Genomic DNA, 24,788 nt, shown 5'->3' on the forward strand with positions numbered 1-24,788 from the left:
GGGGCCCCCGGCGTGCCGCACGGGGGTTAAGGTCAGTGCGTCAGACACAGGAGGCAGTCGGTTGATCTACGGCGCAATGAAGTTTTCCATCGGCGGTCCGCTGAGGCTCGCGTTCCGTCCCTGGGTGGAAGGCATCGAGAACGTCCCCGCCGAGGGCCCGGCGATCCTCGCGAGCAACCACCTGTCCTTCTCGGACTCCTTCTTCCTGCCCGCGGTGCTGGACCGCAAGGTCACCTTCATCGCGAAGGCCGAGTACTTCACCTCCCCGGGCGTGAAGGGCAAGTTGACCGCGGCGTTCTTCAAGGGCGTCGGGCAACTCCCGGTCGACCGCTCGGGCGCCCGCGGCGCGGGCGAGGCGGCGATCAAGAGCGGCATCGAGGTGCTGGAGCGCGGCGAGCTGTTCGGCATCTACCCGGAGGGCACCCGCTCCCCGGACGGCCGGCTCTACCGCGGCAAGCCGGGCGGCCTGGCACGGGTGGCGCTGGCCACCGGCGCCCCGGTCATCCCGGTGGCGATGATCGACACCGAGAAGGTGCAGCCGCCCGGCAAGGTCCTGCCGAAGATGGTCCGGCCCGGCATCCGCATCGGCAAGCCGCTGGACTTCAGCCGCTACCAGGGCATGGAGGGCGACCGCTACATCCTGCGCTCGATCACCGACGAGGTGATGTACGAGATCATGAAGCTCTCGGGCCAGGAGTACGTCGACATCTACGCGACCGCGGCCAAGCGGCAGATCGCCGAGGCGGCCAAGGCCGCGGAGGCGCAGAAGAAGGCAGAGGCGTAGGACGGCGCGGGCCGGCGCAGGCCGGCTCCGGCCGGTCGGGGCACCGCCGGACGCGACGGGACGGACGAGCCGAGACCGGGGCGGCGATCCCCGGTGAGGGGTGGGGCCGGCATGACGGATGCCGACAGAGACGACGCACGAACCACGGACGGCACGGACGGTGCGGCCCGCGACGACCGGGGCGCGTCGCCCGGCGGGCGGCAGAAGGCGATGCGGATGTCGGTCGAGCTGCCGCTGTGGCGGGCGCTCACCGGCTACCGGGTCCTGACCCTGGTCTACGTGCTGGGCCTGTTCGTGGTCGCCTATCCGCACTACGCGCATCCGCTGGGCGCCGCCGCCTACATGGTCGCGCTCACCGCCTGGACGGCGGTGACCTGGCGCCGCACCGCGTCCGCCGAGCGCTGCACCCGGCGGTTCCTGGTCGCCGACCTCGGCGTCGCGGTCGGCGGCATCCTGCTCACCTCCGTGATCGACACCCAGGCGCGGATCATGGACGGCGCCGCGACGCTGCCGTCCATCTGGACCGCCGGCGCCGTCCTGGGCTTCGCCATCAAGGGCGGCTGGCGGTGGGCCGCGGTGGCCTCCACCATCGTGGCCGTGGCCAACCTCGTCGAGCGCCAGGAGCTGGCCCGGGACACCGTCCACAACGTGGTGCTGGTGTGGGTGGCCAGCGTCGCCATCGGCTACGTGGTCGAGGTGGCCCGGGCCAGTGAGCGCACCCTGGCCCGGGCCCTCCAGATCGAGGCCGCCACCCGCGAACGGGAGCGGCTGGCCCGCGACATCCACGACAGCGTGCTCCAGGTGCTGGCCATGGTGCAGCGGCGCGGCACCGCGATCGGCGGCGAGGCCGCCGAACTGGGCCGGATGGCGGGCGAGCAGGAGGTGGCGCTGCGCACGCTGGTCGCCGGCGGGTTGGTGCCCCGGCAGCGGGCCGTGCCGGCCGCCGCGACCGACGGCGCCCCCGCGGCCGGCCCGGCGGATTCCGACCCGCCGCTGCCCGCCGGCCCCTGCGACCTGATGGCGCTGCTCGCCCCGCACGTCGGCGCCGGGGTGACGCTCTCCGGACCGTGCTCCCCGGTCGCGCTGCCGGCCGCCGCCGCGGCGGAACTGGTCGCCGCCGTCGGTGCGGCACTGGACAATGTGCGGGTGCACGTGGGGGCCGACGCCCGCGCGTGGATCCTGGTGGAGGACGAACCGGACGCGGTGCTCGTGACGGTGCGCGACGAGGGCCCCGGCATCCCCGAGGGCCGGTTGGCCGCGGCCGAGCGCGAGGGGCGCCTGGGGGTGGCGCTGTCGATCCGCGGCCGGCTGCGGGAGTTGGGCGGCGGCGCCGAGTGGATCTCGGTCCCCGGCCAGGGCACCGAAGTGGAGCTGAAGGTTCCCAAGGGCACCGCGCCCGAGGGCGGACGACGGGGGAGAGCGCGCGCGTGAGTGACGGGACGGGCCTGCGGGTGATGGTGGTCGACGACCACCCGATGTGGCGGGACGCGGTCGCCCGGGACCTGACGGAGGCCGGGTTCGACGTGGTGGCGACGGCCGGGGACGGACTCCAGGCGGTGCGCCGGGCCCAGGCCGTGGCGCCCGACGTGCTGGTGCTGGACCTCAACCTGCCCGGCCTGCCCGGCGTGCAGGTGTGCCGGCAGTTGGTCGGCGCGGACGCGTCGCCGCGGGTGCTGGTGCTCTCCGCGAGCGGCGAGCACGTCGACGTCCTGGAGGCCGTGAAGTCCGGTGCCACCGGCTACCTGTTGAAGTCGGCCAGCACCGAGGAACTGCTCGACGCGGTGCGGCGCACCGCCGCCGGCGAGCCGGTGTTCACCCCGGGCCTGGCCGGACTGGTCCTCGGCGAGTACCGCCGGCTGGCGACCGAACCGGCCCCGGCGACCGCCGACGAGCCCGGCGCCCCCCGGCTGACGGAGCGCGAGACCGAGGTGCTGCGCCTGGTCGCCAAGGGCCTTTCGTACAAGCAGATCGCCGAGCGGCTGGTCATCTCGCACCGCACGGTGCAGAACCACGTCCAGAACACCCTCGGAAAGCTCCAGTTGCACAACCGCGTCGAGCTGGTGCGGTACGCGATCGAGCGCGGCCTCGACGGCGCCTGAAGCCGTCCGCCGTCCCGTCGGCGTCCTGCCCGTCCGCTCGTACGGGTGAAGGCCGTGCGTCAACTCCCGTGCGGGGGACGGGGATCGGTGCGCGCCCCATCCCGGAGTGACCCAGGTCACCATTAGCGTGACCGGCGTTACGCTCACGCACGGCCGTTACGCGGCCACGGACGGGATGAAGGTGAAGCGATGCGGGTCGGAGTACTGACCGGCGGCGGCGACTGCCCGGGTCTGAACGCGGTGATCAGGGGCATCGTCCGCAAGGGCACCCAGGAGTACGGATACGACTTCGTCGGTTTCCGGGACGGCTGGCGGGGCCCGTTGGAGGGCCGCAGTGTGCGGCTGGACATCCCGGCGGTGCGCGGCATCCTGCCGCGCGGCGGCACCATCCTCGGCTCGTCGCGGACCAACCCCTTCAAGGAGCAGGACGGGGTCCGCCGGATCAAGGAGACGCTCGCCAAGCACGAGGTCGAGGCGCTGGTCGCGATCGGCGGCGAGGACACCCTCGGCGTCGCCTCCCGGCTCTTCGCGGAGTACGGCATTCCCTGCGTGGGCGTGCCCAAGACCATCGACAACGACCTGTCGGCCACCGACTACACCTTCGGCTTCGACACCGCGGTCGGGGTCGCCACCGAGGCCATCGACCGGCTGCACACCACCGCCGAGTCCCACATGCGGGTGCTGGTCGTCGAGGTGATGGGCCGGCACGCCGGCTGGATCGCGCTCCACTCCGGCCTGGCCGGCGGCGCCAACGTCATCCTCATCCCGGAGCAGCGCTTCGACGTCGACCAGGTCTGCCGTTGGATCGAGTCCCGCTTCAAGGCCAGCTACGCGCCGATCGTGGTGGTCGCCGAGGGCGCCATGCCCAAGGACGGCGAAATGGTGCTCAAGGACGGCAGCACCGACTCCTTCGGGCACGTCCGGCTGTCCGGCGTGGGCGAGTGGCTGGCCAAGGAGATCGAGGGGCGCACCGGCAAGGAGGCCCGGACCACCGTCCTCGGCCACACCCAGCGCGGCGGCACCCCCAGCGCCTTCGACCGCTGGCTGGCCACCCGCTTCGGGCTGCACGCCATCGACGCGGTGCGGGACGCCGACTACGGCACGATGGTCGCGCTGCGCGGCACCGACATCGTCCGGGTGCCGCTCTCCGAGGCGACCGCCAAGCTGAAGACCGTCGATCCGGCGCTCTACGCCGAGGTCGGGGTGTTCTTCGGCTGAACCGTGCCGCCCGTCCTCCGGGCGGCACCGCCACGCAATGGGTCGTATATTCGCCATGACGCGACATATCCGGCCCATTGCTTCTGCGCGGCGCCGCCGGCGGGCGCCGCCGTGCGACGGCCACCGGCGACGGACAACCGGGAGGGAACGTGGAGATCGTCGCTTTCGGCGTGCAGACGGACGAGCGGCCGATCCTGGAGCGGGCGTTCGCCGGCCGCCACCAGGTCCGCGCCCTGGACGTCTTCCTCAACCGCGACACCGCCCCCATCGCGCACGGCTATGAGGTCGTCTCCACCAGCGTCAACGACGAGCTGACCGCCGAGGTGCTGCAGACCCTCGCCGCCGGCGGCACCAAGATGGTCGCCCAGCGCTCCACCGGCTTCAACAACATCGACCTGGAGGCCGCGGCGGACCTCGGCCTGACCATCGGCCGGGTCTCCGCGTACTCGCCGTACGCGGTCGCGGAGTTCGCCTGGCTGCTGGCGCTGGCGGTGAACCGGCGGCTGGTGCCGGCCGCCAACCGCACCCGGAACTTCGACTTCCGGCTGGACGGCCTGATGGGCCGCGATCTGCACGGCCGGACGGCCGGGGTGCTCGGCACCGGCAAGATCGGCACCGCGTTCGCCCGGATCGCCCACGGCTTCGGGATGGAGCTGCTGGGCTGGGACCTCGTCGAGAACCCGCAGTGCGCGGCGCTGGGCATGCGCTACGTCCCCCGGGAACGGCTCTTCGCCGAGGCCGACCTGATCAGCCTGCACGTCCCGCTCACCGACGACACCCGGCACCTGGTGGACGCCGCCGCGCTGGCCGCCATGAAGGACGACGCGATCCTGGTGAACTCCAGCCGCGGCGGGCTGATCGACACCGCCGCCCTGGTCGCGGCGCTCAAGGCCGGCCGGCTCACCGGTGTCGGCCTGGACGTCTACGAGGAGGAGGCCGGGCTGTTCTTCTACGACAAGTCCCTGGACGTCATCAGCGACGACACCCTGGCCCGGCTGATGACCTTCGCCAACGTCCTGGTCACCTCGCACCAGGCGTACTTCACCCGCGAGGCGGTCGGCCAGATCGTCGAGACCACGGTGGTCAACGTGGAAGACCATCTGGCCGGCCGCACCAACGGGCACATGCTGGTCACACGAGGACAGCTGCCAGCAGCTGTGCGGTGACCGCGGCGCCGTCCAGGGTCAGCACCGACTCGGGGTGGAACTGCACCCCGGCGAAGCCCGGGCCGCGCAGCGCGTGCACCTCGCCGGTGGCCTCGTCCCGGCTCAGTTCGACGCGGTGCATGGCGAGTTCGGCCGCGGTCCGGTCGTCGCAGCGGGCCGTGAACGTGTTGTAGAAGCCCACCGTCTCGGTCCGGCCGAAGAAGTCGATCCGCTCCTGGGCGCCCTGGAACGGGACGTCCTTGCGGACGATCTCCAACCCCAGCTCCGCGGCGAGGAGTTCGTGGCCGAGGCAGACCCCGAGCAGGCCGTGGCGGTGGCCCGCCACCAGCTCCGCGGTGAGCGCGCGCAGGAAGCGCATCTTGGGATCGGCGGTGTCGGACGGGTCGCCCGGCCCGGGACCCAGCACCACCGGCCCCCGGTGCGCCAGGGCGGCCGCCCGCAGCCCCGGCTCGTCGTAGCGGCGGACCGAGACGGTCAGCCCCGAGGTGCGCAGCAGGTGGGCCAGCATCGCGGTGAAGGTGTCCTCGGCGTCGACGACCAGGGCGTGGCCGTGCAGTCCGGCGACCGGCGCGGTGGTCTGCATCCGCAGCCAGAACGGGGCCAGGTCGGCGCGGCGGGCGTCCAGCGCGGCCCGCACCCGCGGGTCGTCGGCCAGCCGCGGCGCGGGCCCGGCCGCGGCCCGCGCGGGCGCCGGTCGCACCCCCAGCGCGGTGAGCACCCCGGCGGCCTTGGCGTGCGTCTCGGCGACCTCGCCGTGCGGGTCGGAGGCGCGCACCAGGGTGGCGCCGACCGGCACCCGCAGCCGGCCGTCGGCCGCGATGTCCGCGGTGCGGATGAGGATCGGGGAGTCCAGCGTCTGCGCCGCGGCGCCGGCCTCCCGGCCGGGACCGGGGGCCCGGCCGATCAGCGCCAGCGCCCCCGCGTAGTAGCCGCGGCCGCGCCCGTCCGGGCCGACCGGCTCGTGCCGCTCGATCACCCGGCAGGCGTTCTGCACCGGCGACCCGGTGACCGTCGCCGCGAACATCGTCTCCTTGAGGACCTCCCGCACGTCCAGGGTGGAGCGGCCGCGCAGCTCGTACTCGGTGTGCGCGAGGTGCGCCATCTCCTTGAGCCGGGGGCCGACCACCACCCCGCCCTGGTCACCGACGGTGCACATCATCTTCAGTTCCTCGTCCACCACCATGGACAGCTCCTCGACCTCCTTGCGGTCGTCGAGGAAGGCCAGCAGGCCCGCTGCGGTGGGCCCCTCCACGGGGTAGCGGTAGGTGCCGCTGATGGGGTTCATCACGACGGTGCCGCCGGTCATCCGCACGTGCACCTCCGGGCTGGCGCCGACCAGCGTGCGCACCCCGGGCCGGTGCACCACGAACGTCCAGTACGCCCCGCGCTCGCCGGCCAGCAGCCGCCGGAACAGCGCCAGCGCGTCGGCCGCCGAGAAGTCCGTGATCTCGCCCTCGAACGTCCGGCGGATGACGAAGTTGGCGCCCTCGCCGGTGCCGATCTCCTCGCGCACCACCCGGTCGACGACCTCCGCGTACTCCGCGTCGGTCACGTCGAAGGCGCCGTTTCGCACCCGCACGTCGTGCGTCGGGAGCGCGGCCAGCAGCTCCGCCAGCGGCAGCTCGTGGCAGGCGGTGGGGCGCAGTACGGCCAACGGGGTGCCGTCGTCGTGCGCCCGGAAGCCGCGCTCGCGGATCTGCCGGAACGGGATCAGCGCCAGCGCGTCGGTCACCGGGGCGTCCGGCACCTCCGAGCCGAGCGGGACGTCGGCCAGGCGCTCGACCTCGGTCACCTCGCCGATCAACACCTCGACGGTGTTGCCGTCCCGGCCGGGTGAGCGCCGGCGGAGCAGGGCGAACGGCGGGCAGGCGGGGTCGAGCAGCCGGCGGACCAGCGCGGCGGCGTCGGACGGGGGCTGGGGCTCGGGGTGCATGGCGGTTCCTTCCGGGGGACTTCCGGTCGGAGGGAACGGCCGCGGGAACACCGAAGGCCGCCCCTCGGGCGGCCTTCGCGGTCTGTGGGATGCGTACGCGAATCAGTGGGCCGCCGGTCGGGCGGTCCACCACCAGTTCGTGCTCAAGATCGGTCGCGTCTGCATGCCGCGCACCCTACCGGATCTCCTGTCCACGACGCGTCTCACAGTCCGGATGCCGGACGGACACCCCTGCGGGACCCCGTAATGTGGGGGATGTGACCGTGAACGCTGAAACCCACGCCGGTGGCAACACCTGGCGAGACCTGCCCGCGGCGCAGCAGCCTGACTGGCCGGACCAAGAGGCTCTGCGCGATGTGATCGCGGAGCTCGAGTCCTATCCGCCGCTCGTCTTCGCGGGCGAGTGCGACCAGCTGCGCGAGCGTCTGGGCGCGGTCGCCCGAGGCGAGGCGTTCCTGCTGCAGGGCGGCGACTGCGCGGAGGCCTTCGACGCCGTCTCCGCCGAGCACATCCGCAACAAGCTCAAGACGCTCCTCCAGATGGGCGCCGTGCTGACCTACGCCGGGTCCGTCCCGGTGGTCAAGGTCGGTCGGATCGCCGGCCAGTACAGCAAGCCGCGTTCCAAGCCGACCGAGACCCGCGACGGGGTGACCCTGCCGACCTACCGCGGCGACTCCGTCAACGGCTTCGAGTTCACCGAGGCGGCCCGGATCCCCGATCCGGAGCGGCTGAAGCGGATGTACAACGCCTCCGCCGCGACCCTCAACCTGGTGCGCGCCTTCACCACCGGCGGCTACGCCGACCTGCGCCAGGTGCACGCCTGGAACCAGGACTTCGTGAAGTCCTCGCCCTCCGGCCAGCGGTACGAGGCGCTGGCGCGCGAGATCGACCGGGCGATGAACTTCATGAACGCCTGCGGGGTGGACCCGGAGGAGTTCCGGACCGTGGAGTTCTACTCCTCGCACGAGGCGCTGATCCTGGACTACGAGTCGGCGCTGACCCGCGTCGACTCCCGCACCGGGAACCTCTACGACGTCTCGGGCCACATGGTCTGGATCGGCGAGCGCACCCGCCAACTGGACGGCGCGCACATCGAGTTCGCGTCCCGCATCCGCAACCCGATCGGCGTCAAGCTCGGCCCCACGACGACCGTGGAGGACGCGCTCACCCTGATCGACCGGCTCGACCCGAACCGCGAGCCGGGCCGCCTGACCTTCATCACCCGGATGGGCGCGGACAAGATCCGCGAGAAGCTGCCCGACCTGGTGGAGAAGGTCACCGCCTCCGGTGCGCAGGTCGTGTGGATCTGCGACCCGATGCACGGCAACACCTTCGAGGCGGCCTCGGGTCACAAGACCCGTCGCTTCGACGACGTGCTGGACGAGGTCAAGGGCTTCTTCGAGGTCCACAAGGCCCTCGGCACCCACCCGGGCGGCATCCACGTGGAGCTGACCGGTGACGACGTCACCGAGTGCGTGGGCGGCGGCGACGAGATCTTCGTCGACGACCTGCACCAGCGCTACGAGACGGCCTGCGACCCGCGGCTGAACCGCAGCCAGTCGCTGGACCTGGCCTTCCTGGTGGCGGAGATGTACCGCGACCAGTGACGGCGACGGCATGACGAGTGGGGCGCGGATCCTGTGATCCGCGCCCCACTGCGTTGCCCCGCATTGTTCCCCGCCCACCGGCGCGGGTAAGGTAAGGGTTACCTCACTGACGATCATCCGGATCGGACGAGGCGCCCCGACGGAGGTGAACCCGCGTGTACGTCTGCTCCTGCTTCGGCATCACCGAGCAGCAGGTCCGCGAGCACGCGGACCGGGGCGCCTGCACGCCCCGGCAGGTCGCCTCCGCCTGCAAGGCCGGCACCGACTGCGGGAGCTGCGTCCGCCGCATCCAGGCGCTGCTGGGCCGCGGTGCGTGCCCCCGGCGCGAGCTGATCGACCGGGGTGCGCCCGACGTGCTGCGGTCGGAGTCCGAGCCGTGGAGCCCGGCGCCCGCCGTGCCGTCCGAACCGCTGGCCGCGGAGGTGGCCGCAACGGGGCCCGCGGGCCTCCGGGCGGCCGCGTAGCGCCCAGGGGTGCCCGGTCGGTGCGCACCGCGGCGCGCCGTCAGCTCGGCTGCTCGATCACCTGGGCGATGTAGAGCGCCTCGCCGAGCTTCTCGACCAGCTCCAGCTGGGTGTCGAGGTAGTCGATGTGGTGCTCCTCGTCGGCCAGGATCTCCTCGAAGATGTTGGCCGAGGTGATGTCGCCCTTGGCGCGCATGATCTCGATGCCGCGCTTGAGCCGGTCGATGGCCTCCACCTCCACCTGCCGGTCGGCCTGGAACATCTCGGTGACGGTCTGGCCGACGCGGACGTGGAACAGCCGCTGGTAGTTCGGCAGCCCTTCGAGGAAGAGGATGCGGTCGGTCAGTACCTCCGCGTGCTTCATCTCGTCGAAGGACTCGGCGCGGGTGTACTTGGCGAGCTTCGTCCAGCCGAAGTTCTCCTGCATCTTTGCGTGCAGGAAGTACTGGTTGATCGCGGTCAGCTCGGCGGTCAGCTGCTCGTTGAGGAATTCGATGACCTCGGGGTCGCCCTGCATGGCTGCGGGCCCCTTTCACGCGAGTTCTGGGCAGGTGCCGCGCATCCTCGCACCGCGCCGCGCGGGCCGTCCAGTAAGTTCACACTTAGTACGAGTTGCCCGATTCCGTACCGCCCTGGTCATCCGCACCGTCCGGGGTCTGACACCATGGGGGCATGGGTCAGCCGGAGAGTCGCGAAGAGGAGCCCGTGCTGCCTCCGGGACAGCGGCTCCAGCGGGGCTGGCCCGTCACGCACTACGGCCCGGTGCCGAAGTTCCGCTCCGAGCGCTGGGAGTTCCGGGTCTTCGGCGCGACCGCCGACGGCGCCAAGCACTGCTGGACGCACGAGGAGTTCACGGCCCTGCCGTACAGCACCGTCGTCGCCGACATGCACTGCGTCACCAAATTCAGCATGCTCGGCGCCGAATGGGGCGGCGTGCTGACCCGGACGATCCTTCAGCTCGCACCGCCCGCGCCAGACGTCACCCACGTGATGGTCTGGGCCGAGTACGGCTTCAGCTCCAACCTCCGGCTCGCCGACTTCGACGCCCCGGGATGCGTCTTCGCCACCCACCGCTCCGGCGAGCTGCTCACCGCCGAGCACGGCTTCCCGGTCCGGCTGGTCGTCCCGCACCTCTACGCGTGGAAGGGCCCCAAGTGGGTCCGCGGCATCGAGTACATGACGGCCGACCGCCGCGGCTTCTGGGAGGAGCGCGGCTACCACAACCTCGGCGACCCCTGGCAGGAACAGCGCTACTCCTACCAGGAGGGGCCGGGCGAGGGCCCGGAGCTCTAGGCGCCCGGGCCGGCCCGCCCGGCCGGTGTGCGGCGTCCGCTCAGGACGCCCGCAGCTCCTTCAACCGCGCCACGTCCGCGGCGTGGCCCTCCTCGCCGCCCGGCGTCTCGATCACCAGCGGAACGCCGTCGGTCGCGGGGTGCGCGAACAAGTCGGCGAAGGGCCCCGCGCCGATGTGGCCGGCGCCGATGTTCGCGTGCCGGTCCTTGTGCGCGCCGACCACGTCCTTGGAGTCGTTGGCGTGGATCAACTTCAGCCGGCCCTCGCCGGTGACCTCCACCAGCTCGTCCAGCAGCGCCTTCGTGCCGCCCGGCGCCGCCATGTCGTGCCCGGCCGCGAAGGCGTGGCAGGTGTCGAGGCAGATCCCGAGCCGCGGATGGCGGTCCAGCGCGTCGAAGTACGGGCCGAGGTCTTCCGCCAGCGAGCACAGCGAGGCGCCCTGCCCGGCCGTGGGCTCCAGCAGCAGCCACGGGTCGTCGTCCCGCGTCAGCTCGTCCAACAACGGCAGCATCTCCGCCCTGACCTGCGCCAACGCGGTCTCCCTGGCGCGGCCTCCGGTCGCCGACCCGGTGTGCACGACCACCCCGAGCGCACCGATCTCCCGGCCGCGGCGCAGCGAGTGGCGCAGCGACTCCACGGACTTCTCGACCGTCGCCGTGGTGTGCGAGCCGAAGTTGATCAGGTAGGGGGCGTGCACGTAGGCCGGGACGCCCTCCTCGGCGCAGCGCTCGCGGAACGCGGCGTCCTGCTCGGGATTGCCGGGCGGCGTGGCCCAGCCGCGCGGATTGGCGACGAAGACCTGGACGGCCTCGCAGTCGATCTGCCGGGCGTACGACAGGCCCACCTTGGCCAGGCCGCCGGCCACCGGCACGTGGCCGCCGACCGGATTGCGTGCGCGGGCGCGCTGCGCGGCGCCCTCGGGGGACAGGGGAGTACTCACCCTCCCAGGGTGCCAGGTGCCCCGCGACCGTCCGCAGGGCACCTGCGCGGAGCCGGCCCTACAGCGCTCCCTTGAGCCGGATGGTGATCGTGCTGCCCTTGGCGGCCTGGTCACCGGCCGCGACCGACTGGGACGCGACGCTGTCCTGCGGGAACAGGAACGGCTTGTCCACCTCGACCTTGAAGCCGAGGGCGGTCAGCGCCTTGGTGGCGTCCGCGGTGTTCTTGCCGCCGACGTCCGGGACGGTGACCATCTCCGGGCCCTTGGAGAGCGTCAGGGTGACCGTGTCGCCCTTGCCCAGCGTCGTGCCCGCGCCGGGCGACTGGCGGGCCACCGCGTCCTTGTCCTGCGGCGAGAAGACCGGCTGGTCGGCGAACTGGACCCGGAAGCCGGCCTGCCGCAGGCTCGCCGCGGCGTCCTCCCGCGCCGAACCGACCACGTTCGGCACGTCCACCGGCGCGCCCCGGCTGACGGTGAGCGCCACCGCGGTGTCCGGCCGCCGGGTGCTGCCCGCCGCCGGGTCCGTGCGGATCACCGAGCCCTTGGCGACCTCGTCGCTGAACGTCCGGGTCTCGGTGCCCGGCACCAGGCCCAGATCGCGCAGCTTGCGCCGGGCGTCCGCGAGCGGGGTGCCGGCCAGATCGGGGACGGCGACCTTGTCCGGGCCGCGCGAGACGACCAGGGTGACCGTGCCGTTGCCGCGGATCCGCTGTCCGGTGCCGGGCTTCGTCGCCATCACGTGGCCGCGTCGGACGTTGGCGCTGAAACCGCGCTCCACCTTGATCCGCAGCCCCGCGTCCTGCACCGACTTCTGCGCCTCGGCCTGTGTCATGTCCAGCACCGCCGGGACGTGGGTGAACTGGCCGACGTTGATGTACCAGAGGCCGCCACCGACGCCCAGGACCAGCAGCACCGCCGCCACGATGGTGGCGATCCGCCGGTGCCGCAGCCGCCCGCCGGTCGGTGCCGCGTGCGGTGCGGGCGGGGGCCGCAGCCGGGTGGTCCGGCCGTCCGGTGCGGCGTCCGCCGGCGGCACCTCCAGCCGACTGGTGCGGTTCAGCTCCGCCCCGGCCTCGACCGGCAGCGCGAGCTGGACGCCCGCCGGGCGCGGTATCACGTCGGTCCGCTCGTCGTCGCTCGCCGCCGCCTCCCTGGCCTGCGGCGGGACCACGTCGAGCTGGGCGTCGGTCAGCCGGGCGCGGGCCGAGCGGGCCCGGGCGAGCAGCGCCACCGCGTCCTGCGGGCGCTGCTCGGGGGCGCGGGCGGTGGCCGCCGCGACCAGCTCGTCCAGCTCGGGCGCCAGGCCCGGCACCAGCTCGGAGGGCGGGGTGACGTCGTCGTGCAGGTGGCTGTAGAGGATCTGCGCCGCGGAGCCGCCGGTGTGCGGCTTGCTGCCGGTGAGCATCTCGTAGAGCACCACGCCGCAGGCGTAGACGTCGACCCGGGCGTCCGCGGTGCCGTGCTCCATCTGCTCGGGGGCGAGGTAGGAGACCGTGCCCAGGACCGAGCCGGTGGAGGCGGTGGTGTGCGTGTCGACCGCGCGCACCAGCCCGAAGTCGGCGACCTTGACCCGGCCGTCGTCGCCGATCAGGACGTTCTCCGGCTTCATGTCGCGGTGCACCAGGCCGGCGCGGTGCGCGGCCCCCAGCGCCGCCAGGATCGGCTCCAGGATGTCCAACGCGGCCCGCGGCTGGAGGGCGCCGCGCTCGCGCAGCACGTCGCGCAGGGTGCAGCCGGCGACGTACTCCATCGCCAGGTAGACGTAGGTGCCGTCGGTGCCCTGGTCGAAGACGCCGACCACGTTCGGGTGCGAGAGCCGGGCGACGGACTTGGCCTCCCGGATGAAGCGGTCGACGAACGCCCCGTCCACGGCCAGGCTCGGGTGCATCACCTTCAGCGCGAGCACGCGGTCCAGCCGGGTGTCCACGGCCCGGTAGACGGTGGCCATGCCTCCGGCGGCGATGCGCCCCTCGACGCGATAGCGACCGTCGAGCAGCTGGCCCACGAGGGGGTCCTGCAACGTCGTATCCACGGCAGACGAGTCTACGAGCCCGCGCCGACAGCCCCGACGTCCCGGCCGCCGCCGACGGGGAACGCAGCGGAACCGTGACAAGGGGGCGGCCGGAACCGGTCCGGCACGGAATAATCCGGACCCGGCCGTGGTCGCACCCGAAGGGGTGGCGCCCGCGGCCCCGACGCCACACCGCACCACAGGGGGATCCGATGACGACGCTGCAGATCGGGGCGCTGGCCCGGCGGACCGGCACCACCGAGCGGTTGCTGCGCTACTACGAGGAACAGGGGCTGCTCAGCCCCGCGCGGACCGCCGCCGGATACCGCGTCTACCAGGAGGCCGACGTCGACCAGGTCCGTCGCATCCGGACGCTGCTGACCTCCGGGCTGAACACCGCCACCATCGCCCAGGTGCTGCCCTGTCTGCGCGACGACGACGGCCGGCTGGTGCCCACCTGCCCGCAGCTGGTCGGCGAGCTCCATCGGGAGCGGGCCCGGCTCACCGGCTCCATCGACGCCCTGATGGCCTCCCGGAACCTCCTCGACGAGGTGATCACCGCGGCCCCGCCGGAGCTGACGGCCCAGCCCGCCGGGGCGGCCGGGCCCGCGGACACGCCCTAGAACGCCGGCCGCTCCGGGTCCAGCTCCGCGACGCCGTCGGTGGGCGAGGACGCCAACGCGAAGTGGCGGCGCGGGATCCGACCGGCGCGGTGCGCCAGCCGGCCCGCCTCCACCGCGTGCCGCATCGCCGCCGCCATCAGCTCCGGCTCCTGCGCGCGGGTCACCGCCGACGCCAGCATCACCGCCGCACAGCCCAGCTCCATGGCGAGCGCCGCGTCCGAGGCGGTGCCCGCGCCGGCGTCCAGGACGACCGGGACGCCCGCACGCTCGGTGATCAGCTGGAAGTTGTGCGGATTGCGGATGCCGAGGCCGGAACCGATCGGCGAACCGAGCGGCATGATCGCCGCACAGCCCACGTCCTCCAGCTTCCGGGCGACGACGGGGTCGTCGTTGGTGTACGGCAGGACGACGAAACCGTCGTCCACGAGGGTCTCGGCGGCGTCCAGCAGCTCCACCGGGTCGGGCAGCAGGGTCCGCTCGTCGGCGACGACCTCCAGCTTGACCCAGTCGGTGCCGAGCGCCTCCCGGGCGAGCCGGGCGGTGAGCACCGCCTCGCCCGCCGTGAAGCAGCCGGCGGTGTTCGGCAGCACCCGGATCCCGTTGCGCTGGAGCACGGACAGCACCGAGCCCTGCACGGTCGGGTCCAGCCGCCGCATGGCGACCGTCGTCAGCTCCGTGCCGGAGGCCAGCAGGGCGCGCTCCAGGACGCCGAGGCTGGGCGCGCCGCCGGTGCCCATGATGAGCCGGGACCGGAACGTGGTGCCGGCGATGGTGAGCGGGTCGGCGTCGGGGGCGGGCGCCGCGACGGCGTCCGCCGGTTCCACTGCGGTGTCGGTCATGACCGTGATCAGCCTCCCTGCACGGCGGTGAGCACTTCGACGCGGTCGCCGTCGCCGAGCGCGGTGGTGGACCACTGGGTGCGCGGCACGACGGTCTCGTTGACCGCGGCGGCCACCCCGGCCGACGCCCGGGACAGCGTGGCGACCAGCCGGTCCAGGGTCAGCCCGCCCGGGATCCGGCGGGCCTCCCCGTTGACGGAGACGGACACCGTGGGGCCGGTAGGGGCATCGGGGGCGACGGGGCCGGCAGGAGTACCGGGCGTACCGGGGGCGCTCATACGGGCTGCTCCTCAAGGGCACGGACGCGCTCGGTCCCCACGGTGGTGGGGGAGAAGCGCGTGGGGGAGAAGGGGCGGGCCTCTTCCGGGACGGTTCCGGTGGCCAGCACCTCGGCCAGCACGTCACCGGTGACCGGCGTCAGCAGCACGCCGTTGCGGAAGTGGCCGGTGGCCAGGTGGAGGCCGGGCAGCCCGGTCGGGCCGAGCAGCGGTGCGTTGTCGGGGGAGCCGGGACGCAGCCCGGCGAGGCTCTCGACCAGCGGCAGTTCGGTGAGGCCCGGGAGAAGTTCGTGGGCGTCCCGCAGCAGTTCGTAGACGCCGCCCGCGGTCACCGTGGTGTCCCAGCCCAACTCCTCGCTGGTGGCGCCGAGGACCAGTTCGCCGCTCTCCCGGGGCACCAGGTAGAGCGGGTTGCCGCGGACCACGGCCCGCACGGTGCGGGAGAGGAACGCCTGGCCGCCCGGGAGCCGGTCCGGCAGCCGCAGCCGCAGCACTTGCCCCTTGACGGGCCGCACCGGCGGCCGCACGGCCTCCGGGACGCCGGCCAGCAGCCCGCTGCGACTGCCCCCGGCCAGTACGACCTGACCGGCCGCCAGCCGCGTCCCGTCGGCGAGTTCGGCGCCCGTGGCGCGTCCCCGGGCGGTCGTCAGGCGCTCCGCCGCCGTTCGGTGGAAGACCACCCCGGCCCGTTCGCAGGCGGCCAGCAGGGCGCCCGCCAGCCGCCGCGGATCGACCTGATGGTCACCGTCCACCCGGAGGCCGCCGCGCACCCCCGGGGCGAGCATCGGCTCCAGGCGCCGGCACTCGCGTCCGGTCAGCCACTGCGAGTCCAGGCCCGAGCGGACCTGGAGGGCGTGCAACTCCCTCAGGTGGGCGCGGTCGTCGGCGTCCAGCGCGACGGCCAGGGTGCCGCACCGGCGGTAGCCGATCCGCTGCCCGCTGGCCTCCTCCAGCTCTTCCGCGAAGCGCGGATACCGCTGTGCCGAGGCCAGGTTGAGGCCCAGCAGGGTCTCCTCGCCGTAGTGGAGCTCGGTGACCGCGGCCAGCATGCCGCCCGCGACGAACGCCGCGCCGCCGCCGGGCGCGGGGTCCGCCAGCGCGACCCGCAGTCCGCGGCCGGCCGCCCGCCAGGCGGTCACCAGTCCGATGATGCCGCCGCCGATGACCAGCACGTCGGGGTGCCGGTCCGCGGGCCGCGACGGGTCCGTTGGTGTGGTGGATGGATGCATGGGCGTCCAGCCCCTCCCTTCGCCGGCATGACCCGGATCAGGTTCGTACGGTCGGAGGCCGGCCAGCCTCCCTCTCAGCCCGGTCCGTCCGGGCTCCCGCGAGTGCGTGCATCCGCCACCCTAATACGGGTCGCGACGCGTCGTAAGGGAGCGCCCGGGGAGCGGGGCCGGCCGTCACGGGGCGTGACGCTGTGTCAGAGATCTCCTTGCGCGCTGCTGCGGGCCGCGTCGGGTGCCGTCCTAGAGTGAGCGGGTGAGCGAGCAGAGCAAGTCTCCCCAGGACCCTGACCGCACGCCGCGCGTGGTGATCGTCGGCGCCGGGATGGCAGGTGTGCAGACCGCCGTGGCCCTGCGCGAACAAGGCTGGCGAGGAGCGATCGCGCTCCTCGGCGACGAGCCGCACCAGCCCTACGACCGGCCCCCGCTGTCCAAGGCGGTGCTGCTCGGCAAGGCCGACGGCTCCGCGTTCGACATCGACTTCGCCAGTCTCGGCATCGACCTCCACCTCGGCCGCCGGGTCACCGCACTGCGCCCCGAGGAGCACCTCGTCGAGACCGACCGGGGCCCGGTCCGCTACGACTACGCGGTCCTGGCGACCGGCGCCGAACCGATCCGGCTGCCCGGCAGCGAGGGCCGCCCCGACGTGCACCTGCTGCGCACCCTGGACGACGCCGAGCGGCTGCGCCCGGTGCTCGCCGCCCAGCACCGGATCGTGGTGGTGGGGGCCGGCTGGATCGGTGCGGAGTTCGCCACCGCCGCCCGTGAGGCGGGCTGCGAGGTCACCGTCGTCGAGGCCGCCGACCACCCGCTGGCCGGCGCCCTGCCCGCCGAGGTCGCCGGGCACATGACCGGCTGGTACGCGGACGCCGGGGCCGATCTGCGCACCGGCGTGCGGGTCGACTCCGTCGCGCCCGGCGCGGTGACCCTCGCCGACGGCACCGCCCTGCCCGCCGACGCCGTCGTCGTCGGCATCGGCGCCCGGCCCGCCACCGGCTGGCTGGCCGGTTCCGGCGTCGCCCTCTCGCCCGCGGACGGCTCGGTGCAGGCCGACGAGCGGCTGCGCACCTCCGTTCCCGACGTCTACGCGGTCGGCGACTGCGCCTCCTTCCCGTCGGCCCGTTACGACACCCGGCTGCTGGTCCACCACTGGGACAACGCCCTCCAGGGGCCCCGCACGGTGGCCGAGAACATCGCCCGCGGCGCAGCCGAGGGCGTGGTCTACGACCCGGTGCCGTACTTCTGGTCCGAGCAGTTCGGCCGGTTCGTGCAGTACGCCGGCCACCACGGGGACGCCGACGAACTGGTCTGGCGCGGTGATCCCACCGGCGCCGCCTGGTCGGTCCTCTGGCTCCGCGGCGACGGCGCCGGCGGAGCGGGACGGCTGGTCGCGCTGCTGGCCGTGGGGCGCCCGCGGGATCTGGCCCAGGGGCGCCGGCTCATCGAGCGGGGCGCCCTGCTCGACCGGGAGCGGGCGGCGGACGCTGCCGTTCCGCTGAAGTCGGCGGTCCGCTGACCCGCTGCGCGGCCCCCCGCCGCCCACCCGGCGGGGGACACGCGTTGCCCGGCGGCGATGCCCGGGTACCGGCTGTCAGTGGGAGGTGGCAGGCTTGTCCTGTGACCGAGATTGACGCAAAGATCGATGGACTCGTTCCCGCCTGGCTCACCCTCCCCGACATCGCCGAAGAACTCGACGTCGAGGTGACCCGCGTGCGGCAGCTGGTGAAGGAGGGCCAGCTGATCGCGGTGCGCCGCGGGGAGAACCGTGTGCTTCAGGTGCCCGCCGAATTCATCCAGGACGGCAAGGTCGTCAAGGGACTCGTCGGGACGCTGACGCTCCTGCGGGACGACGGCTTCGCCGACGAGGAGATGCTGGAGTGGCTCTTCACCGCCGATGACACCCTGCCCGGTACCCCGGCGCAGGCGCTGCGCGAGAATCGCGGCACGGAGGTCAAGCGCCGGGCCCAGGCGCTGGCCGTCTGACGCAGCCGCGTCCCGCAGCAACCGCACCACGCATCCGCAACCGCATCCACGCGGCGTACGGACCGGTTCCGGCCGGTCCGTACGCCGCCGACGAGGGGGAAGCCGCCCGATGACCACCGTTCGACAGGCCCTGTCCGACGCCCGGCTCTACCTGTGCACCGACGCGCGCACCCGGCAGGGCGACCTCCCGCAGTTCCTGGACGCGGTGCTCTCCTCGGGCGTGGACATCGTGCAGCTGCGCGACAAGGGCATGGAGGCCGGCGCGGAGCTGCGCCACCTGGAGGTCTTCGCGGACGCCTGCCGACGGCACGGCACGCTGCTCGCGGTCAACGACCGCGCGGACGTCGCCCACGCCGCGGGCGCCGGGGTGCTCCACCTCGGCCAGGGCGACCTGCCGGTCCCCGCCGCCCGCGCCCTGCTCGGACCGGAGCCGCTGATCGGCCGCTCCACGCACGCCGAGGCCGAGGTGGACGCCGCCCTCACCGAGCCCGGCGTGGACTACTTCTGCACCGGCCCCTGCTGGCCGACCCCGACCAAGCCCGGCCGGCACGCCCCCGGCCTGGACCTCGTCCGCTACACCGCCGCGCGGAACCCCGAGCGCCCCTGGTTCGCCATCGGCGGGATCGACGCCGGCAACCTCGACGAGGTGCTGGCGGCCGGCGCCCGTCGAGTGGTGGTGGTCCGCGCGATCACCGAGGCCGACGATCCGGGCGCGGCCACCGCCGAGCTGGCCAAGCGGGTCCGGAGCTGGTCCGCCTGACGCTCTCCGGTCGGCGCCGGCCGGAGAGCACCGGATGGCCACGGGATGTCCACCTAGTGGACAGGAACTGCACCAACCAGGCATTACGTCGATGCCGGTTGGTGTCCGTCCGACCTGTGGTTAACCTGCCCGTATGGCCCTAGGTACAGCTTCCACCAGGACTGATCGCGCACGCACTGTGCGCGACCTGCTTGCTTCCGGCAAGCGATCCTTCTCGTTCGAGTTCGCCGCCCCGAAGACGGAGAAGGGCGAGCGGACGTTGTGGAACGCCATCCGCCGCATCGAGGCCGTCGCCCCGACCTTCGTCTCCGTGACCTACGGGGCCGGTGGCACCTCCCGCGACGGCACGGTCCGTGCCACCGAGCGGATCGCCACCGACACCACCCTCACCCCGGTCGCCCACCTGACCGCGGTCAACCACTCCACCGCCGAGCTGCGCAACATCATCGGCCAGTACGCCGACGCCGGGATCCGCAACATGCTCGCGCTGCGCGGCGACCCGCCGGGCGACCCCATGGGCGACTGGATCCGGCACCCCGAGGGCATCGGCTACGCCGCCGAGCTGGTCCAGCTGATCAAGGAGTCCGGCGACTTCTGCGTCGGCGTGGCCGCCTTCCCCGAGATGCACCCGCGCTCCACGGACTGGGACACCGACGTCCGGCACTTCGTCGACAAGTGCCGCGCCGGCGCCGACTTCGCGATCACGCAGATGTTCTTCTACCCGGAGGACTACTTCCGGCTGCGGGACCGGGTGCACGCCGCGGGTTGCTCGACGCCGATCATTCCGGAGATCATGCCGGTCACCAACGTGCGTCAGATCGAGCGCTTCGCGCAGCTCAGCAACGCCGCCTTCCCGCCCGAGCTCGCTGCGCGCATCCTCGCGGTCAAGGACGACCCGGCGGCGGTACGCTCCATTGGCATCGAGTACGCGACGGACCTGTGCGCGCGCTTGATGGCCGAGGACGTGCCCGGGTTGCACTTCATCACCCTGAACCACTCCACGGCGACCCTGGAAATCTACGAGAACCTGGGGCTGCACCAGCGGCCCTGACCACGGCGGCCGGCATCCGGCGGAAGAGGGGCGCATATGGGCTGGACGATCCTCTACATCGCGTTCGCCCTGGTCGCCCTGTGGCTGCTCGGCGAGGTGCTGTTCCAGAACAAGGCGCCGCTGCGCTGGCGGGCGTTGGCCCTGGGCGGCTTCCTCGGCGTCGTGGCCGGCGTGGCCATCCCGTCGGTCATCGTGATCGCCCTGGGCGCCATCGCCTTCGCGCTCGGGCAGACCTACGTGACGCTCTCCGTACGCCGCGGGTTCACGGAGGGCTGGACGATCGGCGGGCGGCCCAAGCCGAAGCGCCGGCGCCGCGCCCGCTCCTCCCGCGGCCCCGCCGACGGGCCGAACCTCCAGGTCTCCCAACTGGCCGAGGAGACCGCCCCGGTGGCCGCCGACGCGGCTGGGGAGGCCGCGCCGGTCGGCCACGGCGCCGACGGCCTCGGGAACCCGGACCCCTACCAGCCGGTGCCGGACCCGCCCGGCCCCGGCGAACCGCCCGCCCACCAGGACTTCTTCGCCTACGCCCAGGCGGACGCCCCCACCGTCTACGCCCCGCAGCCGCTGCCGGACGAGACCGGGGCCTACGGCGTCTACAGCTTCGACGCCCGCCCCGACCCGATGGTCGCCCCCGCCTCGTACGACGTCTTCGGCAACGTCACCCCGGACGGCGACGGCCACGGCCAGGGGTACGGCGACGGATACGGTCCGACGGCCGGCCAGGGCGGCTACGCCGACCCCTATCCCGCCTACGACGACGGCGCCTACCAGGGCGGGCAGGCGCCCTACTCCGACCCGTACATCGGCACCCAGCAGTACGCCGCGCACCACGACCCGTACGAGGAGCCGGATCCGTTCGGCCGGGCGCCGTACCAGGCCGGGCAGCACTACGACGACCTCGGCGGACAGCCCGCACCGCACTACGGGCAGGACCCCGGACAGGGCTACGGGCAGGACCCCGGACAGGGCTACGGGCAGTACTACGGACAGGACCAAGGGCAGGGCTACGGACAGGAGTACCACCCGCCGCAGACCCCGCCCGACGGCGTCTGGGTGCCGCAGCAGCGCGACACCGGCCATCCGGCGGAGCAGCCGGCCTACCCGCCCCCGCACCAGCCGGGGTACGACGAGCAGCGGTACCCCTACTGAGCGGCGACGCCCGGCCGTGAGCCGGGCAGGACGCCAACTGACGCCGCCCCGGGAGGAGTCGGGCGACCATTTCGGAGGCGGCCGCTCCTACGCCGGCGGGGCGGCCCGGACCGGCCGGCGCTCACCCGCCCCCGTCCCGTCCGCCCCGCACGCTCACTCCGAGCCGTGCCAGTCGTCGCCGTTCACGATCAGACCGGCGACGATCGCCCCGGACATCCCGGCGTGCGCCAGCCCGCCGCCCGGGTGGGACCAGCCGCCGACGACGTACAGCCCCGGTATCCGCGTGCGGTTGCCGGGCCGCAGAAAGCGCCCCTCCTGGCCGGCGAGCGCCGGGCCCGGCACCGGCCCGCCGTCGGTGGGCGGCAGCACCTTCCGCCACAACACCCGCTCCCGCAGGCCGGGCACGGCCGCCTCGGCGCTCGCCACCAGCCGGTCCGCGTCCTGCTCCAGGGCCTCGCCGTCCAGCCGGTCGACCGGACCGTGCGGGGCGACGGAGGCGGTGAGGGTCACCGCCTCGTGGTCGTCGTCGGGGCGCGCCGCGGGATCGTCGGGGCGCAGGACCGTCACCGTCGGGCGGGCGCACGGCGTCCGCAGGTCGTGCCCGTCGCCGAAGACGCCGGTGAGCTCCGCGGTGCGGTCCGCGGCATGGACCACCGTGCGGTGCACCGCGTCCGCCGGGCGGGCGCCGCGCAGGGCCAGACAGACCGTCAGTCGCGCGGCGGCCCGGTCGCCCGGGCCCGGGGCGGGGCGGACGTCCTCCTCGCTCCAGGGCTCGCGAGCGGCGCAGAGCTCCGGCAACCGGACCGGATCGATACCCGCGACCACGAACTCCGCGTCGGCGACGCGGCCGTCGGCCAGCTCCACGCCCGCGGTCCGCCCGTCCTTCGCCAGGATCCCGGTCACCTCGGCGCCGAAGGCGAACTCCACCTTCCGGGCCCGGCAGCGCGCGTACAGCGCGTCGGCCAGCGCGCGCATGCCGCCGGTCACGTACCAACTGCCGAAGGTCTGCTCCATGTAGGGCAGCACGGTCGCGCTCGCCGGGGCGGTGCGCGGGTCGAAGCCGTACGCCAGGGCGTGGCTCTCCAACAGGGCGACGAGCCGGGGGTCGGTCAGCTCGCGGCGGGCGACCTCGGCGAGGGTGGCGGTGGTCGGGCCCTTGCCGCCGCCCCGTCCGAACAAGCCGCGCCGGCGCACCGCCGGGTACGGGTCGCGCCCCAGCACCCGCCAGTCGGCCCGCAGCGGCTCCTCCAGCAGCGGCCGGCGGGTGGCGTCCCACGCCTCGCGGGCGCGCACCAGCAGGGCGCTCCAGCGCTCGCCTGCGCCCGCGCCCAGCGCCTCGTCCAGGGCGGTCAGGACACCGGCCCGCGAGGCGTTCGGCAGCGTCGCGGAGCTGCCGTCGGGGAAGACGTGCCGGCTGGCGGGATCGACCTGGGTCAGCTCCACGCAGCGCTCCAGCGGCTCGCGGCCGGTCTTGACGAACAGGTCGCGGTAGACCGCCGGGAGGTGCAGGAGTCCGGGGCCGGTGTCGAAGGCGAAGCCGTCCCGCTCGAACCGGCCCAGTGCGCCGCCGTACGTCGCCCCGCGCTCGAACACCGTCACCCGGTGGCCCGCCACGGCCAGCCGGGCGGCGGCCGCCATCGCGCCCATCCCGGCGCCGATCACCGCAATTCCTGCCATGCCTGCGACTGTATCCGGCGGTACTGACAGCGCCGCCGACGGCCGGTGCCCGCCCGCCCCCGTCCCGCCGGGCGGCCGGAATCAGCCGAGCGGCGGCGCGCCGCCGCTCGCCGCCGCGAGCCGCTCCTCCGCGCGCCGCTCCCGCCGTCGCCGCAGGTACCGACGGATCCGCGACCACAGGAAGACCACCGTGGCGATCCCCGCGATGAGCAGCACCGCCGCGATGCCCGCCGCGATCCACGGGTGGAACAGCGCGAACGCGACGAGCCCGGCGACGCCCAGGTCCTCCACCAGGCTCAGCAGGACGTTGCTGGCCGGCTCGGGCGAGGTGTTGACCGCGATCCGGGTGCCCGCCTTGACCAGATGGCTCAGCAGCGCGGTGGAGCCGCCCACGGCACCGGCGGCCAGCTGGGGCAGCGATCCGTCGTGCCCGGCCAGCAGCGCCGCCACCACGCCGCCGGCGATCGGCCGGACCACGGTGTGCACGGCGTCCCACACGGAGTCCACGTACGGGACCTTGTCGGCGATCGCCTCGGCCACGAAGAGCAGCCCGGCGGCGATCAGCACGTCGGGCCGCTCCAGGGCGGCGGGCACCGCGTCGGAGACACCGGTCGCACCGAGCAGGCCGAGGAGCAGGACGACGGCGTAGGCGTTGATCCCGCTCGCCCAGCCGCTGGTGAAGACCAGGGGAAGTACGGACACGCCGCCGATCGTAGGCGGTCCGCGGGGCCCACCGCCCGCCCGATGGGGCGGAGTGCTCAGCTTTGAGTATCCGTACTCAGACGCCGAGATGAGTAGGTGCGCGGATGGGCCGGGATCCGCCCGGACGGAAGAGTGGGGGCCACGGACGGGAAGCAGCGCCGCACCGCCGACACGGGGCGGCGGAACGGTGCGGCTCCCCGGACGGAACGGGGGAACGACGGGGGAGTACGGGGGCGGCGCTGCCCTGGTCGGATCGGTTCGGGGGAACGATCTGTGCCAGGGCAGCGCTCATGTCTTTTTGGGGCCGCAGCCTTTTCGCAGGGTCCGCCCCGAGGACGGGACGGGCCGCCGCTCCCTTTCAGGCAGGGCGGCCGGTGACCCGTCCCTGCAAGAGCCGCGACAGGGCCGCGTGCACGTCGTCGATCGACCGGTCCGGCTGGTACGACTGCCAGTCCAGCGCGGCCACCAGGACCATCCCGAACAGCGCCGAGGCGGTCAGCGGGATGTCGATCTCCTCGCTCAGCTCGCCGCCGGCGACAGCCTCCCGCAGCACGTTCTCCACCACGGTGATGGCCCGCTCCCGGACCACCATGAGCGTGGACTGCCAGGCCCGGTTGGTGCGCCACAGCTCGGCCACGTACAGCTGGGTGAGGGCCGGGTAGCGGGCGATGAAGTCCAGGCCGGCCCGGATCATCGCGTCCAGAGCGTCGACCCGGGTGCCGCCCCGGTCGGTGACCTCGTCGGCGGCCGTCTGGAGGGAGGACGCCAGCAACTCGATGCCGTGCCGCAGCAGCTCCTCGAAGAGGACGTTCTTGCTCGCGAAGTTGTAGTACACGGTGCCCTTCGCGACCCCCGCCCGTTCGGCGATCTCCTCCACCGTGGTGGAGGAGAAGCCCTGTTCGGCGATGAGCGTGACCGCGGCCTCGAAGAGCTTGCGCCGGGTCGCGTCGCGGCGTGTGTGGGAGCTGTCCATAGGGGTGATTGT

Annotated in this window: 24 protein-coding genes and 1 riboswitch; of the genes, 14 read left to right on the plus strand and 10 right to left on the minus strand. The window is 73.6% G+C overall.

All coding sequences use genetic code 11. The annotated features are described in order from the left end of the window. The first annotated feature begins 76 nt into the window (after nt 1–76). From ACLJT4_RS03315 to ACLJT4_RS03335, 5 genes are all read left to right on the plus strand, one after another. Complete coding sequence (locus ACLJT4_RS03315; protein ID WP_020929482.1) at nt 77–784, plus strand: lysophospholipid acyltransferase family protein; 708 nt, start codon at nt 77–79, stop codon at nt 782–784. A gap of 210 nt (nt 785–994) precedes the next feature. Continuing rightward, nucleotides 995–2,215: a MacS family sensor histidine kinase gene (macS, locus tag ACLJT4_RS03320; RefSeq protein WP_411121070.1), complete on the plus strand. Its 1,221-nt coding sequence runs from the start codon at nt 995–997 to the stop codon at nt 2,213–2,215. Nucleotides 2,216–2,238: 23 nt separating this feature from the next. Beyond that, entirely contained in the window at nt 2,239–2,883 is a 645-nt protein-coding gene (locus tag ACLJT4_RS03325) for a response regulator (protein WP_411121071.1), read from the plus strand. A gap of 189 nt (nt 2,884–3,072) precedes the next feature. Then, on the plus strand, nt 3,073–4,101 hold the full coding sequence (locus ACLJT4_RS03330) for a 6-phosphofructokinase (protein ID WP_411120901.1): 1,029 nt from the start codon (nt 3,073–3,075) through the stop codon (nt 4,099–4,101). A gap of 149 nt (nt 4,102–4,250) precedes the next feature. Further along, the gene (locus tag ACLJT4_RS03335) at nt 4,251–5,267 is read left to right on the plus strand and encodes a 2-hydroxyacid dehydrogenase (RefSeq protein WP_411120902.1); all 1,017 of its coding nucleotides are present in this window, start codon (nt 4,251–4,253) and stop codon (nt 5,265–5,267) included. Here the strand turns inward: ACLJT4_RS03335 and ACLJT4_RS03340 are convergent. Next, complete coding sequence (locus ACLJT4_RS03340) at nt 5,233–7,200, minus strand: anthranilate synthase family protein (RefSeq protein WP_411120903.1); 1,968 nt, start codon at nt 7,198–7,200, stop codon at nt 5,233–5,235. The two genes, ACLJT4_RS03335 and ACLJT4_RS03340, sit on opposite strands and share 35 nt — an antisense overlap. A gap of 263 nt (nt 7,201–7,463) precedes the next feature. On the opposite strand from ACLJT4_RS03340, the gene ACLJT4_RS03345 reads away from it, so the two are divergent. Then, nucleotides 7,464–8,807 (plus strand): class II 3-deoxy-7-phosphoheptulonate synthase, encoded by a 1,344-nt coding sequence (locus ACLJT4_RS03345; RefSeq protein ID WP_174505024.1) that lies wholly within the window; start codon nt 7,464–7,466, stop codon nt 8,805–8,807. 155 nt (nt 8,808–8,962) lie between these two features. Further along, nucleotides 8,963–9,271, plus strand: coding sequence for a bacterioferritin-associated ferredoxin (locus tag ACLJT4_RS03350; protein WP_016576283.1), 309 nt, complete (start codon nt 8,963–8,965; stop codon nt 9,269–9,271). Between the two features lie 40 nt (nt 9,272–9,311). On the opposite strand, the gene bfr is transcribed toward ACLJT4_RS03350, so the two are convergent. After that, on the minus strand, nt 9,312–9,788 hold the full coding sequence (gene bfr / locus ACLJT4_RS03355) for a bacterioferritin (protein ID WP_016576282.1): 477 nt from the start codon (nt 9,786–9,788) through the stop codon (nt 9,312–9,314). Between the two features lie 155 nt (nt 9,789–9,943). Here bfr and ACLJT4_RS03360 point away from each other — a divergent pair, with 155 nt between their 5' ends. Further along, on the plus strand, nt 9,944–10,564 hold the full coding sequence (locus ACLJT4_RS03360) for a sulfite oxidase-like oxidoreductase (RefSeq protein ID WP_038518856.1): 621 nt from the start codon (nt 9,944–9,946) through the stop codon (nt 10,562–10,564). A 40-nt stretch (nt 10,565–10,604) separates the two neighbouring features. On the opposite strand, the gene ACLJT4_RS03365 is transcribed toward ACLJT4_RS03360, so the two are convergent. Both ACLJT4_RS03365 and pknB read right to left on the minus strand, forming a co-directional pair. Next, nucleotides 10,605–11,504 carry a deoxyribonuclease IV gene (locus ACLJT4_RS03365; RefSeq protein ID WP_411120904.1) on the minus strand — a complete coding sequence of 300 codons (900 nt, stop codon included), beginning with the start codon at nt 11,502–11,504 and terminating at the stop codon, nt 10,605–10,607. A 58-nt stretch (nt 11,505–11,562) separates the two neighbouring features. Continuing rightward, the gene (pknB, locus tag ACLJT4_RS03370) at nt 11,563–13,536 is read right to left on the minus strand and encodes a Stk1 family PASTA domain-containing Ser/Thr kinase (RefSeq protein WP_411120905.1); all 1,974 of its coding nucleotides are present in this window, start codon (nt 13,534–13,536) and stop codon (nt 11,563–11,565) included. 191 nt (nt 13,537–13,727) lie between these two features. Between pknB and ACLJT4_RS03375 the strand changes: the two genes are divergently transcribed. Continuing rightward, nucleotides 13,728–14,138, plus strand: a complete 411-nt coding sequence (locus tag ACLJT4_RS03375) for a MerR family transcriptional regulator (protein WP_411120906.1) — start codon at nt 13,728–13,730, stop codon at nt 14,136–14,138. Here the strand turns inward: ACLJT4_RS03375 and ACLJT4_RS03380 are convergent. The 3 genes from ACLJT4_RS03380 to thiO all read right to left on the minus strand — a co-directional run bounded on the left by ACLJT4_RS03380 (nt 14,135) and on the right by thiO (nt 16,484). Next, nucleotides 14,135–14,977, minus strand: a complete 843-nt coding sequence (locus tag ACLJT4_RS03380) for a thiazole synthase (RefSeq protein WP_411120907.1) — start codon at nt 14,975–14,977, stop codon at nt 14,135–14,137. The genes ACLJT4_RS03375 and ACLJT4_RS03380 overlap by 4 nt on opposite strands. A gap of 8 nt (nt 14,978–14,985) precedes the next feature. Then, entirely contained in the window at nt 14,986–15,186 is a 201-nt protein-coding gene (gene thiS / locus ACLJT4_RS03385) for a sulfur carrier protein ThiS (RefSeq protein WP_317623459.1), read from the minus strand. 65 nt (nt 15,187–15,251) lie between these two features. Then, nucleotides 15,252–16,484 (minus strand): glycine oxidase ThiO, encoded by a 1,233-nt coding sequence (gene thiO, locus ACLJT4_RS03390; RefSeq protein WP_411120908.1) that lies wholly within the window; start codon nt 16,482–16,484, stop codon nt 15,252–15,254. After that, nucleotides 16,482–16,594, minus strand: a riboswitch (TPP riboswitch). It overlaps the preceding gene by 3 nt. 143 nt (nt 16,595–16,737) lie before the next feature. Here thiO and ACLJT4_RS03395 point away from each other — a divergent pair. From ACLJT4_RS03395 to ACLJT4_RS03415, 5 genes are all read left to right on the plus strand, one after another. Further along, entirely contained in the window at nt 16,738–17,997 is a 1,260-nt protein-coding gene (locus tag ACLJT4_RS03395) for an NAD(P)/FAD-dependent oxidoreductase (protein ID WP_411120909.1), read from the plus strand. Nucleotides 17,998–18,098: 101 nt separating this feature from the next. Continuing rightward, a complete protein-coding gene (locus ACLJT4_RS03400; protein ID WP_016575220.1) occupies nt 18,099–18,464 on the plus strand; it encodes an Rv2175c family DNA-binding protein in 366 nt (121 codons plus the stop codon). A 109-nt stretch (nt 18,465–18,573) separates the two neighbouring features. After that, entirely contained in the window at nt 18,574–19,224 is a 651-nt protein-coding gene (gene thiE, locus ACLJT4_RS03405; protein ID WP_411120910.1) for a thiamine phosphate synthase, read from the plus strand. A 133-nt stretch (nt 19,225–19,357) separates the two neighbouring features. Further along, the gene (gene metF / locus ACLJT4_RS03410) at nt 19,358–20,275 is read left to right on the plus strand and encodes a methylenetetrahydrofolate reductase [NAD(P)H] (protein WP_044374950.1); all 918 of its coding nucleotides are present in this window, start codon (nt 19,358–19,360) and stop codon (nt 20,273–20,275) included. A gap of 36 nt (nt 20,276–20,311) precedes the next feature. Continuing rightward, nucleotides 20,312–21,424, plus strand: a complete 1,113-nt coding sequence (locus tag ACLJT4_RS03415; RefSeq protein ID WP_411120911.1) for a hypothetical protein — start codon at nt 20,312–20,314, stop codon at nt 21,422–21,424. Nucleotides 21,425–21,577: 153 nt separating this feature from the next. On the opposite strand, the gene ACLJT4_RS03420 is transcribed toward ACLJT4_RS03415, so the two are convergent. From ACLJT4_RS03420 to ACLJT4_RS03430, 3 genes are all read right to left on the minus strand, one after another. Beyond that, nucleotides 21,578–23,101 (minus strand): phytoene desaturase family protein, encoded by a 1,524-nt coding sequence (locus ACLJT4_RS03420; protein ID WP_411120912.1) that lies wholly within the window; start codon nt 23,099–23,101, stop codon nt 21,578–21,580. Between the two features lie 81 nt (nt 23,102–23,182). Further along, a complete protein-coding gene (locus tag ACLJT4_RS03425) occupies nt 23,183–23,803 on the minus strand; it encodes a DUF4126 domain-containing protein (protein ID WP_411120913.1) in 621 nt (206 codons plus the stop codon). Nucleotides 23,804–24,161: 358 nt separating this feature from the next. Beyond that, a complete protein-coding gene (locus ACLJT4_RS03430) occupies nt 24,162–24,776 on the minus strand; it encodes a TetR/AcrR family transcriptional regulator (RefSeq protein WP_411120914.1) in 615 nt (204 codons plus the stop codon). Nucleotides 24,777–24,788 lie beyond the last annotated feature (12 nt).

Source organism: Streptomyces sp. x-19, assembly GCF_046549115.1.
Taxonomy (GTDB): Bacteria; Actinomycetota; Actinomycetes; order Streptomycetales; family Streptomycetaceae; genus Streptomyces; species Streptomyces albulus_C.

Coding starts and splice junctions, on each gene's coding strand:
- ACLJT4_RS03420 (WP_411120912.1), bottom strand. CDS start 23,101: ATGGCAGGAATTGCGGTGATCGGCGCCGGGATGGGCGCGATGGCGGCC.
- ACLJT4_RS03415 (WP_411120911.1), top strand. CDS start 20,312: ATGGGCTGGACGATCCTCTACATCGCGTTCGCCCTGGTCGCCCTGTGG.
- ACLJT4_RS03375 (WP_411120906.1), top strand. CDS start 13,728: ATGACGACGCTGCAGATCGGGGCGCTGGCCCGGCGGACCGGCACCACC.
- thiE (WP_411120910.1), top strand. CDS start 18,574: ATGACCACCGTTCGACAGGCCCTGTCCGACGCCCGGCTCTACCTGTGC.
- ACLJT4_RS03330 (WP_411120901.1), top strand. CDS start 3,073: ATGCGGGTCGGAGTACTGACCGGCGGCGGCGACTGCCCGGGTCTGAAC.
- bfr (WP_016576282.1), bottom strand. CDS start 9,788: ATGCAGGGCGACCCCGAGGTCATCGAATTCCTCAACGAGCAGCTGACC.
- metF (WP_044374950.1), top strand. CDS start 19,358: ATGGCCCTAGGTACAGCTTCCACCAGGACTGATCGCGCACGCACTGTG.
- macS (WP_411121070.1), top strand. CDS start 995: ATGCGGATGTCGGTCGAGCTGCCGCTGTGGCGGGCGCTCACCGGCTAC.
- ACLJT4_RS03430 (WP_411120914.1), bottom strand. CDS start 24,776: ATGGACAGCTCCCACACACGCCGCGACGCGACCCGGCGCAAGCTCTTC.
- thiO (WP_411120908.1), bottom strand. CDS start 16,484: ATGCATCCATCCACCACACCAACGGACCCGTCGCGGCCCGCGGACCGG.
- ACLJT4_RS03325 (WP_411121071.1), top strand. CDS start 2,239: ATGGTGGTCGACGACCACCCGATGTGGCGGGACGCGGTCGCCCGGGAC.
- ACLJT4_RS03315 (WP_020929482.1), top strand. CDS start 77: ATGAAGTTTTCCATCGGCGGTCCGCTGAGGCTCGCGTTCCGTCCCTGG.
- ACLJT4_RS03360 (WP_038518856.1), top strand. CDS start 9,944: ATGGGTCAGCCGGAGAGTCGCGAAGAGGAGCCCGTGCTGCCTCCGGGA.
- ACLJT4_RS03380 (WP_411120907.1), bottom strand. CDS start 14,977: ATGACCGACACCGCAGTGGAACCGGCGGACGCCGTCGCGGCGCCCGCC.
- ACLJT4_RS03340 (WP_411120903.1), bottom strand. CDS start 7,200: ATGCACCCCGAGCCCCAGCCCCCGTCCGACGCCGCCGCGCTGGTCCGC.